6 protein-coding genes are annotated in these 10,455 nt (G+C 68.1%); all 6 read left to right on the top strand.

Translation table 11 applies throughout. The features are described 5' to 3' along the window. On the top strand, window positions 1–289 hold a 289-nt coding region (gene rplL, locus OZN99_RS17370), incomplete at its 5' end, for a 50S ribosomal protein L7/L12 (protein ID WP_270936522.1). A gap of 247 nt (window positions 290–536) precedes the next feature. Further along, window positions 537–4,724, top strand: a complete 4,188-nt coding sequence (rpoB, locus tag OZN99_RS17365) for a DNA-directed RNA polymerase subunit beta (protein WP_270936521.1) — start codon at window positions 537–539, stop codon at window positions 4,722–4,724. Window positions 4,725–4,854: 130 nt separating this feature from the next. Beyond that, entirely contained in the window at window positions 4,855–9,048 is a 4,194-nt protein-coding gene (gene rpoC / locus OZN99_RS17360) for a DNA-directed RNA polymerase subunit beta' (RefSeq protein ID WP_270936520.1), read from the top strand. Between the two features lie 378 nt (window positions 9,049–9,426). After that, window positions 9,427–9,798 (top strand): 30S ribosomal protein S12, encoded by a 372-nt coding sequence (rpsL, locus tag OZN99_RS17355; RefSeq protein WP_237214365.1) that lies wholly within the window; start codon window positions 9,427–9,429, stop codon window positions 9,796–9,798. Between the two features lie 15 nt (window positions 9,799–9,813). Continuing rightward, on the top strand, window positions 9,814–10,290 hold the full coding sequence (rpsG, locus tag OZN99_RS17350; protein ID WP_270936519.1) for a 30S ribosomal protein S7: 477 nt from the start codon (window positions 9,814–9,816) through the stop codon (window positions 10,288–10,290). A gap of 50 nt (window positions 10,291–10,340) precedes the next feature. Continuing rightward, window positions 10,341–10,455 (top strand): GTP-binding protein (locus OZN99_RS17345; RefSeq protein ID WP_270936523.1); only part of this gene is annotated, 115 nt, incomplete at its 3' end.

Raw genomic sequence — 10,455 nt, 5'->3', positions numbered from 1 at the left:
CGCCGCGGCGCCGGTTGCCGTGGCCGCCGCGCCGGCCGCCGGCGGTGGTGCCGCCGCCGCGCCCGCCGCCGAGGAGAAGACGGAGTTCACCGTCATCCTGAAGGCCGGCGGCGACAAGAAGATCAACGTCATCAAGGAGATCCGCACCATCACGGGTCTCGGCCTGAAGGAGGCGAAGGACCTCGTCGAGGGTGCGCCGAAGACCGTCAAGGAAGGCGTGAACAAGGACGAGGCGGCGAAGATCAAGAAGGTGCTCGAGGAGAACGGCGCGACCGTCGAGATCACCTGATTTCACGACGCGCCCTGCCTTCACGGGCGGGGCGCGTCGCGGGCCTACCTTCGGGTGGGTCAGGCTACCAGGATCGGGAACGGGCGGGATTCCAGGGTCGGAATCCCGCCCGCGCCCGCGTTTGATGTCGGTGCCGCCAGGCGCCGCGGCCCGGGTGCCGCGGTCGGGGCGGCAACGATAGATGCGGCACCAGGTTTCAGGCGGCCGGCCCGGTTCGGGGGCGGCGGCCGAGGGAAGCGGGACAGGCATGAACGCTATCACGAAGTCGTTCACGGGGCGCAAGCGAATCCGGAAGTCCTTCGGGCGGCTGCCCGAAGTGGCGCCGATGCCCAACCTCATCGACGTGCAGCGCGCCTCCTACGAGGCGTTCCTGCAGATGGGGGTGGACCCGGATGCGCGGCTGCACGCCGGGCTTCAGGAGGTGTTCAAGTCCGTCTTCCCGATCGACGATTTCGGCGGCCGCGGCCGGCTGGAATTCGTCCAGTACGAGCTCGAGGAGCCGAAATACGACGTCGAGGAGTGCATCCAGCGCGGCCTGACCTTCGCCGCCCCGCTCAAGGTGCGGCTTCGCCTGATCGTCTGGGACGTGGACGAGGACACCGGCTCCCGCTCCGTCCGCGATATCAAGGAGCAGGATGTCTACATGGGCGACATGCCGCTCATGACGGACAACGGCACCTTCATCATCAACGGGACCGAGCGCGTCATCGTCTCCCAGATGCACCGTTCGCCCGGCGTGTTCTTCGACCACGACAAGGGCAAGACGCACAGCAGCGGCAAGTACCTGTTCGCCGCGCGCGTGATTCCCTATCGCGGTTCCTGGCTCGACTTCGAGTTCGACGCCAAGGACATCTGCTACGTCCGCATCGACCGCAAGCGCAAGCTGCCGGCCACCACGCTGCTCTACGCGCTGGACAGCGTGTGGACCGAGGGCGAGCGCGTGCGCCGCGCGCAGGAAGGGCTGGCGCCGCTCGAGCCGCACGAGATCCGCGGCATGGACGCCGAGGAGATCCTGAACGCCTTCTACGGCCAGGTCGTGTTCAGCCGCGGCCCGAAGGGCTGGTCGCGCCCCTTCGACCCGGAGGCGTTCCGCAACGTCAAGCTGGCCGAGGCCCTGGTGGACGCCCGTACCGGCCAGGAAGTCGCGGCGAAGGACAGCAAGATGACTGCGCGCGCGGCGCGGAAGATCGCCGAGGCCGGCACGACCGAGGTGCTGGTCGGGCGCGCCGACCTGCTCGGCCGCTTCGTCGCCGAGGACCTGGTGAACTGGCAGTCCGGCGAGATCTGGGCCGAGGCCGGCGAGGAGCTGACCGAGGCGAAGCTGGCGGCGATCGAGGAGGCGGGGTTGGATCGCCTGCCGACTCTCGCCATCGACCAGGCCACCGGCCCCTGGATGCGCAACACGCTCGCGGTGGACAAGAACTCCAACCGCGAAGAGGCGCTGATGGACATCTACCGGGTGATGCGCCCGGGCGAGCCGCCGACCGCCGAGACCGCGGAGACGCTGTTCCGCGGCCTGTTCTTCGACCCGGAGCGCTACGACCTCTCGGCCGTCGGCCGCGTGAAGATGAACATGCGCCTGGGGTTCAGCATCGAGGAGGTGCCGGACACGCTGCGCACGCTGCGCAAGCAGGACATCATCGCCACGATGCGCGTGCTGCTGCAGCTGAAGGACGGCAACGGCTCGATCGACGACATCGACAACCTCGGCAATCGCCGGGTGCGTTCGGTCGGCGAGCTGATGGAGAACCAGTACCGCGTCGGCCTGCTGCGCATGGAGCGCGCGATCAAGGAGCGCATGGGCTCCGTCGATATCGACAGCGTCATGCCGCATGACCTGATCAACGCGAAGCCGGCCGCGGCGGCGGTGCGCGAGTTCTTCGGCTCCTCGCAGCTGTCGCAGTTCATGGACCAGACCAACCCGCTGTCCGAGGTGACGCACAAGCGCCGCCTCTCGGCGCTGGGTCCGGGCGGCCTGACGCGCGAGCGCGCCGGCTTCGAGGTGCGCGACGTGCACCCGACGCATTACGGCCGCATCTGCCCGATCGAGACGCCGGAAGGCCCGAACATCGGCCTGATCAACAGCCTCGCGACCTTCGCCAAGGTGAACAAGTACGGCTTCATCGAGACGCCGTACCGCCTGGTGCGCGACGGCAAGGTGACCGGCGACCCGCGCTACCTCTCCGCCATGGAGGAGGAGCGGCTGGTCGTCGCGCAGGCCGATGCCGAGCTGGACGCCGAGGGCAACTTCAAGTCGGAGCTGGTCAGCGTCCGTTCGGGCGGTGATTTCCGCCTGGTGAAGCCCGAGGAAGTGACGGCGATCGACGTGTCGCCGAAGCAGCTGGTCTCCGTCGCCGCGGCGCTGATCCCGTTCCTGGAGAACGACGACGCCAACCGCGCGCTGATGGGCTCCAACATGCAGCGCCAGGCGGTGCCGCTGATCCGCGCCGATGCGCCGCTGGTCGGCACCGGCATGGAAGCCGCGGTGGCGCGCGATTCGGGCGCCACCATCGTCGCGCGCCGCGACGGCGTGATCGACAGCATCGACGGTGCGCGCATCGTGGTGCGCGCCACCGGTGACGACGGCACGACCCGCGGCGTGGACATCTACCGCCTGCGCAAGTTCCAGCGCAGCAACCAGTCCACCTGCATCAACCAGCGCCCGCTGGTGAAGGTGGGCGACCGCGTGACGGCCGGCGACATCATCGCGGACGGCCCGAGCACCGAGCTCGGCGAGCTCGCGCTCGGCCGCAACGTGCTCTGCGCCTTCATGCCGTGGAACGGCTACAACTTCGAGGACAGCATCCTGATCAGCGAGCGCATCGCGAAGGATGACGTCTTCACCTCGATCCACATCGAGGAGTTCGAGGTGATGGCCCGCGACACCAAGCTGGGCCAGGAGGAGATCACCCGCGACATCCCGAATGTCGGCGAGGAGGCGCTGCGCAACCTCGACGAGGCGGGCATCGTCTATATCGGCGCCGAGGTGCAGCCGGGCGACATCTTGGTGGGCAAGGTGACGCCGAAGGGCGAGAGCCCGATGACGCCGGAGGAGAAGCTGCTCCGCGCCATCTTCGGCGAGAAGGCGTCGGACGTGCGCGACACCTCGCTGCGGCTGCCGCCGGGCGTCGCCGGCACCATCGTGGACGTGCGCGTCTTCTCCCGCCGCGGCGTGGACAAGGACGAGCGCGCCATGGCGATCGAGCGCGCCGAGATCGAGCGCCTGGCCAAGGACCGCGACGACGAGAAGGCCATCCAGGAGCGGTCGTTCTACAGCCGTCTCCGGGAGCGCATGCTTGGCCGCAAGGCGGCGGGCGGCTTCAAGGGCGTGAAGGCCGGCACCGAGATCAATGACGAGGTGCTGGACCAGTTCGCCAAGGCGACCTGGCGGCAGATCGCCGTGCAGGACGACGCGGCGATGGCGGAGATCGAGGCGCTGAAGCGCGAGTTCGACGCGGCCGTCGAGCGCCTGCAGAAGCGCTTCGAGAGCAAGGTGGAGAAGCTGCAGCGCGGCGACGAGCTGCCGCCCGGCGTGATGAAGATGGTCAAGGTGTTCGTCGCGGTGAAGCGCAAGCTGCAGCCCGGCGACAAGATGGCCGGCCGCCATGGCAACAAGGGCGTCGTCTCCCGCGTGGTTCCGGTCGAGGACATGCCGTTCCTGGAAGACGGGACGAGCGTGGACCTGGTGCTGAACCCGCTCGGCGTGCCGTCGCGCATGAATGTCGGCCAGATCCTCGAGACCCATCTCGGCTGGGCCTGCGCTTCCCTCGGGCGGCAGATCGGCGAGGTGGTCGAGGAGTACCGCCGCGGCGGCGCCATGCGCGAGGAACTGCGCGTGAAGCTCGTCGAGGCCTATGGCGAGGAGATCGTGAAGCGCGACGTCGATCCGATGGACGACGACCAGCTGATCGAGCTCTGCGAGAACCTGAAGAAGGGCGTGCCCATCGCGACGCCCGTCTTCGACGGTGCCCGCATGGCCGACATCGAGGGCATGCTGACCAAGGCGGGCCTCGATACCTCGGGCCAGGTGTGGCTGACCGACGGCCGCACCGGCGAGACCTTCGAGCGCAAGGTGACGGTCGGCTACATCTACATGCTGAAGCTGCACCACCTTGTGGATGACAAGATCCACGCCCGCTCGATCGGCCCCTACTCGCTGGTCACCCAGCAGCCGCTGGGCGGCAAGGCGCAGTTCGGCGGCCAGCGCTTCGGCGAGATGGAGGTCTGGGCGCTGGAAGCCTACGGCGCCGCCTACACCCTGCAGGAGATGCTGACGGTGAAGTCCGACGACGTCTCCGGCCGCACCAAGGTCTACGAGGCGATCGTGCGCGACCAGGACAATTTCGAGGCCGGCGTGCCGGAATCCTTCAACGTGCTGGTGAAGGAGCTGAAGTCGCTCGGCCTCAACGTGGATCTCGAGAACCGCCCGACCTGAGGCGGCGGTTCGCTGACGTCCCGCGCCGCATGACGGCGCGCTGCTTCCCGCGCCGCCTCGCGGCGGCGCGGCTCCCCTTTCTCGCAGCGGGCCTCTGCCGGGTGCCCGCCTGCCGGACGGAGACGACGGCATGAATGAGCTGATGAAGATCCTGGGCCAGACCGGCCAGGCGATGACCTTCGACCAGATCCGCATCTCGATCGCCTCGCCGGAGCAGATCCGCTCCTGGTCCTACGGCGAGATCAAGAAGCCGGAGACCATCAACTACCGCACCTTCAAGCCGGAGCGGGACGGGCTCTTCTGCGCCCGCATCTTCGGCCCGATCAAGGACTACGAGTGCCTCTGCGGCAAGTACAAGCGGATGAAGTTCCGCGGCATCATCTGCGAGAAGTGCGGCGTGGAGGTGACGCTGGCCAAGGTGCGCCGCGAGCGCATGGGCCATATCGAGCTGGCGTCGCCCGTCGCGCATATCTGGTTCATGAAGTCGCTGCCCTCGCGCGTCGGCCTGATGGTCGACATGTCGCTGAAGGAGCTGGAGAAGGTCCTCTACTTCGAGAGCTACGTGGTGCTGGAGCCGGGGCTGACCGACCTTAAGCTCCATCAGCTGCTGACCGAGGACCAGCTGCAGTCGAAGCAGGACGAGTTCGGCGACGACGCCTTCACCGTGGGCATCGGCGCGGAGGCGGTGAAGCAGATGCTTGCCGCCATCGACGTGCAGAAGGAGGCGCCGCGGCTGCGCGCCGACCTCAAGGAGACCACGTCGGAGGCGAAGCGCAAGAAGCTGGTGAAGCGGCTCAAGATGCTGGAGAGCTTCGCCGAATCCGGTGCGCGTCCGGAGTGGATGATCCTGGACGTCGTCCCGGTGATCCCGCCGGAGCTGCGCCCGCTGGTGCCTCTGGACGGCGGGCGCTTCGCGACGTCGGACCTGAACGACCTCTATCGCCGCGTCATCAACCGCAACAACCGGCTGAAGCGCCTGATCGAGCTGCGCGCACCCGACATCATCGTGCGCAACGAGAAGCGCATGCTGCAGGAGGCGGTTGACGCGCTGTTCGACAACGGCCGCCGCGGCCGCGCCATCACGGGCGCCAACAAGCGCCCGCTGAAGTCGCTGTCCGACATGCTGAAGGGCAAGCAGGGCCGGTTCCGGCAGAACCTGCTCGGCAAGCGCGTCGACTACTCCGGCCGCTCGGTCATCGTGGTGGGCCCGGAGCTGAAGCTGCACCAGTGCGGGCTGCCGAAGAAGATGGCGCTCGAGCTGTTCAAGCCCTTCATCTACTCGAAGCTCGAGAAGTACGGCCACGCCACCACCATCAAGGCCGCGAAGCGGATGGTGGAGAAGGAGCGGCCGGAGGTGTGGGACATCCTCGAGGAGGTGATCCGCGAGCACCCCGTGCTGCTGAACCGCGCGCCGACGCTGCACCGCCTCGGCATCCAGGCCTTCGAGCCGGTGCTGGTGGAAGGCAAGGCGATCCAGCTGCACCCGCTGGTCTGCACCGCCTTCAACGCGGACTTCGACGGCGACCAGATGGCCGTGCACGTCCCGCTTTCGCTGGAAGCGCAGCTGGAAGCGCGCGTGCTGATGATGTCCACCAACAACATTCTCAGCCCCGCCAACGGCAAGCCGATCATCGTGCCGAGCCAGGACATCGTGCTCGGCCTCTACTACCTCTCGCTCGAGACGCCTGAGTTCAAGGCGACCGAGGAGAAGGACGCGCCGGCCTTCGCCAGCATGGGCGAGATCGAGCAGGCGCTGGCCGCCGGCGCGATCAAGCTGCACAGCAAGATCCGCGCGCGCCGGAAGGCCATGGACAAGGACGGCAAGGTCGTCACCGAGCGCGTGGTCACGACCGCGGGCCGGATGATGATGGGCGCGCTGCTGCCGCTGCACCCGAACCTGCCCTACAGCCTGCTGAATCGGCTGCTGACGAAGAAGAACATCTCCGACGTCATCGACGCGGTGTACCGCCACTGCGGCCAGAAGGAGAGCGTGATCTTCGCCGACCGCCTGATGGGGCTGGGCTTCCGCAACGCGGCCCGCGCCGGCATCTCCTTCGGCAAGAACGACATGGTGATCCCGGACAGCAAGGGCGCGCTGATCCAGACCACCAAGGACCAGGTGAAGGAGTTCGAGCAGCAGTATCTCGACGGCCTGATCACCGCGGGCGAGCGCTACAACAAGGTGGTGGACGCCTGGTCGCGCTGCACCGAGGAAGTGGCGCAGGCCATGATGAAGGAGATCCAGAAGCAGGAGATCGGCAAGCCCGCCAACTCCGTCTGGATGATGTCGCATTCCGGCGCGCGCGGCTCGCCCGCGCAGATGCGCCAGCTTGCCGGCATGCGCGGGCTGATGGCCAAGCCCTCGGGCGAGATCATCGAGCAGCCGATCATCTCGAACTTCAAGGAAGGCCTGACGGTGCTGGAGTACTTCAACTCCACGCACGGCGCCCGCAAGGGTCTGGCCGACACCGCGCTGAAGACGGCGAACTCCGGCTACCTGACCCGCCGCCTGGTGGACGTCGCGCAGGACTGCATCATCGTCGAGGATGATTGCGGCACCGAGCGCGGCATCACCGTGCGCGCCGTGATGGACGGCGGCGAGGTCGTCTCCTCGCTGTCGGAGCGCATCCTCGGCCGCACCAGCCAGGAGGACGTGCTGGATCCGGCCACCGGCGAGGTGCTGGTCCCGCGCAACCACCTGATCGAGGAGACCGATGCGGAGCGGATCGAGAAGGCCGGCGTGGAGGCGGTGAAGATCCGCTCCGTGCTGACCTGCGACTCGCGCGTCGGGGTCTGCGGCCATTGCTACGGCCGTGACCTGGCGCGTGGCACGCCGGTGAACACCGGCGAGGCGGTCGGCGTCATCGCCGCGCAGTCGATCGGCGAGCCCGGCACGCAGCTGACGATGCGCACCTTCCACATCGGCGGCGCGGCGCAGCGCGGCGCGGAGCAGTCCGCAGTCGAGGCGATGACCGACGGCAAGGCGAAGTTCCTCAACCGCCAGGTCGTCACCAACAGCAGCGGCGCGTCGATCGTGATGAGCCGTAACTGCGAGGCGGTGGTCTACGATTCGAACGGCCGCGAGCGCGGGCGCCTGCGCGTGCCCTACGGCGCGCGCCTGCTGGTGGAGGAGGGCGCGGCGGTCACCCGCGGCCAGAAGCTGGCGGAATGGGACCCCTTCACCCTGCCGATCATCACCGAGAAGAACGGCAAGGTGGAGTTCGCCGACCTGATCGAGAACATCACCCTGGTCGAGCGGACGGACGAAGTGACCGGCCTCTCCTTCAAGGAGGTGGTCGAGTACAAGTCCACCGGGCGCGGCGCGGACCTGCGCCCGCGCCTGATCCTGCGCGACGAGCGCGGGAACGTGGTGAAGCGCGACAACGGCAGCGAGGCCATCACCTTCCTGCCGCCGGGCTCGCTGCTTTCCATCGAGAACGGGCGCGAAGTGAATGCGGGCGACATCATCGCGCGCATGCCCCGCGAATCGTCGAAGACGCGCGACATCACGGGCGGTCTTCCGCGCGTGGCGGAGCTGTTCGAGGCGCGCCGCCCGAAGGACGCGGCGATCATCGCCGACGTGGACGGCCGGGTGGAGTTCGGCAAGGACTACAAGGCGAAGCGCCGCATCCTGGTGGTGCCCGACCAGCAGCCCGGGACGGACGAGCCGCCGACGCCGCGCGAGTACCTGGTGCCGAAGGGCAAGCACGTCTCGGTGCAGGAAGGCGACTACGTGAAGGCCGGCGACCCGCTGGTGGACGGCCCGCGCGTGCCGCACGACATCCTGCGCGTGCTGGGCGTTGAGGCTCTCGCCAACTACCTCGTGAACGAGATCCAGGACGTCTATCGACTGCAGGGCGTGAAGATCAACGACAAGCACATCGAGGTCATCGTCCGGCAGATGCTGCAGAAGGTGGAGATCGTCGATCCGGGCGATACCACCTTCCTGGTGGGCGAGACGGTGGAGCGCATCGAGTTCGAGATCGAGAACGAGAAGCGCATCGCTGCGAAGGAGCGGCCCGCGCGGGCCGAGCCGGTGCTGCAGGGCATCACCAAGGCCTCGCTGCAGACCACGTCCTTCATCTCCGCCGCGTCGTTCCAGGAGACGACCCGCGTGCTGACCGAGGCCGCGACCGCGGGCAAGGTCGATACGCTGGCCGGCCTGAAGGAGAACGTGATCGTCGGGCGCCTGATCCCAGCGGGCACGGGCTCGGTCATGAACCGCCTGCGGGCGCTTGCTGCGCAGCGCGACCGTGGGCGCCTGCCCACGGCCACGCCGGGCGCGCCGGCGCCGCTGGCGGGGCCTGCGAAGGCCGCGGAATAGCGGGCGCGACGAGACCCATGGATTGCGCAAGGCCGGCCCCCGAAAAGGGCCGGCCTTCTGCTGTATGGGGGCGTCACCTTCGCTTGACTCACCCCGGGCCCAGGTCTAGATAGCCCCCCCTCGGCCGGGGGTGGCGCCGCAAGGCGTCCTGCTCGGCTGGGCTGTTTTTGGTCCAACAGCGCAGCGCCCGCGGCGCCGCCTCCTGCAGTCGGGGGGGCTGAGGCCGGGGGTGGGACGAGTGCCCGCGTGGATGGCGCATGTGCGCCCCATGCGGGTGCAAGTGTTTGCGGCGTGTTGGACGGCTCGTGATCGCCAGGGGCGCTGGGCGCCGCCGGCGGGAATCACGGGCTTCGACGGGACGGTTTGCGAAGGGGCGTCATGCCGACGATCAACCAGCTCATCGCCAAGGGGCGGGAGCCGAACGCGAAGCGGAACAAGGTTCCGGCGCTGCAGGGCAGCCCGCAGAAGCGCGGCGTCTGCACGCGCGTCTACACGACCACGCCGAAGAAGCCGAACTCGGCGCTCCGCAAGGTCGCGAAGGTGCGCCTGACCAATGGCTACGAGGTGGTGAGCTACATCCCCGGCGAGGGCCACAACCTCCAGGAGCACTCGGTGGTGCTGATCCGCGGCGGTCGCGTGAAGGACCTTCCGGGCGTGCGCTACCACATCCTCCGCGGCGTGCTGGACACGCAGGGTCTGCCGAAGCGGCGCAAGCGGCGCTCGCTCTACGGCGCCAAGCGTCCGAAGTAAGGGAGCGAGCCGAAGATGTCGCGCCGCCACAGCGCCGAGAAGCGTGAGGTCCTGCCGGACCCGAAGTTCGGCGACCTGGTTCTCAGCCGCTTCATGAACGTGCTGATGTACGACGGGAAGAAGTCCGTCGCCGAGAACATCGTCTATGGGGCGATGGACACGCTGAAGCGGAAGGGCGGCGCCAACGCCGACCCGCTGCGCCTCTTCCACGAGGCGATGGAGAACGTGAAGCCGGCCATCGAGGTCCGGTCGCGCCGCGTCGGCGGCGCCACCTACCAGGTGCCCGTCGAGGTCCGCCCGGAGCGCCGGCAGGCGCTGGCCATCCGTTGGCTGATCGAGGCCGCGCGCAAGCGGGGCGAGCACACGATGGAAGAACGCCTCTCCGCCGAGCTGATGGACGCGGCGAACAACCGCGGCACCGCGGTGAAGAAGCGCGAAGACACGCACCGGATGGCCGAGGCCAACAAGGCCTTCAGCCACTATCGCTGGTAAGCCGCGCAACGCGCGGACGTTGACACACGGATCGATCGGGAAGCACGACGATGGCAAAGGCGAAGTTTGAGCGGACGAAGCCGCACTGCAACATTGGGACGATCGGTCACGTGGACCATGGGAAGACGTCGCTGACGGCGGCGATCACCAAGGTTCTGGCGAAGA

It is taken from the genome of Falsiroseomonas oryzae, assembly GCF_027856955.1.
GTDB classification, from domain to species: domain Bacteria; phylum Pseudomonadota; class Alphaproteobacteria; order Acetobacterales; family Acetobacteraceae; genus Falsiroseomonas; species Falsiroseomonas oryzae.
This window is presented reverse-complemented; position numbering and strand designations above follow the sequence as displayed.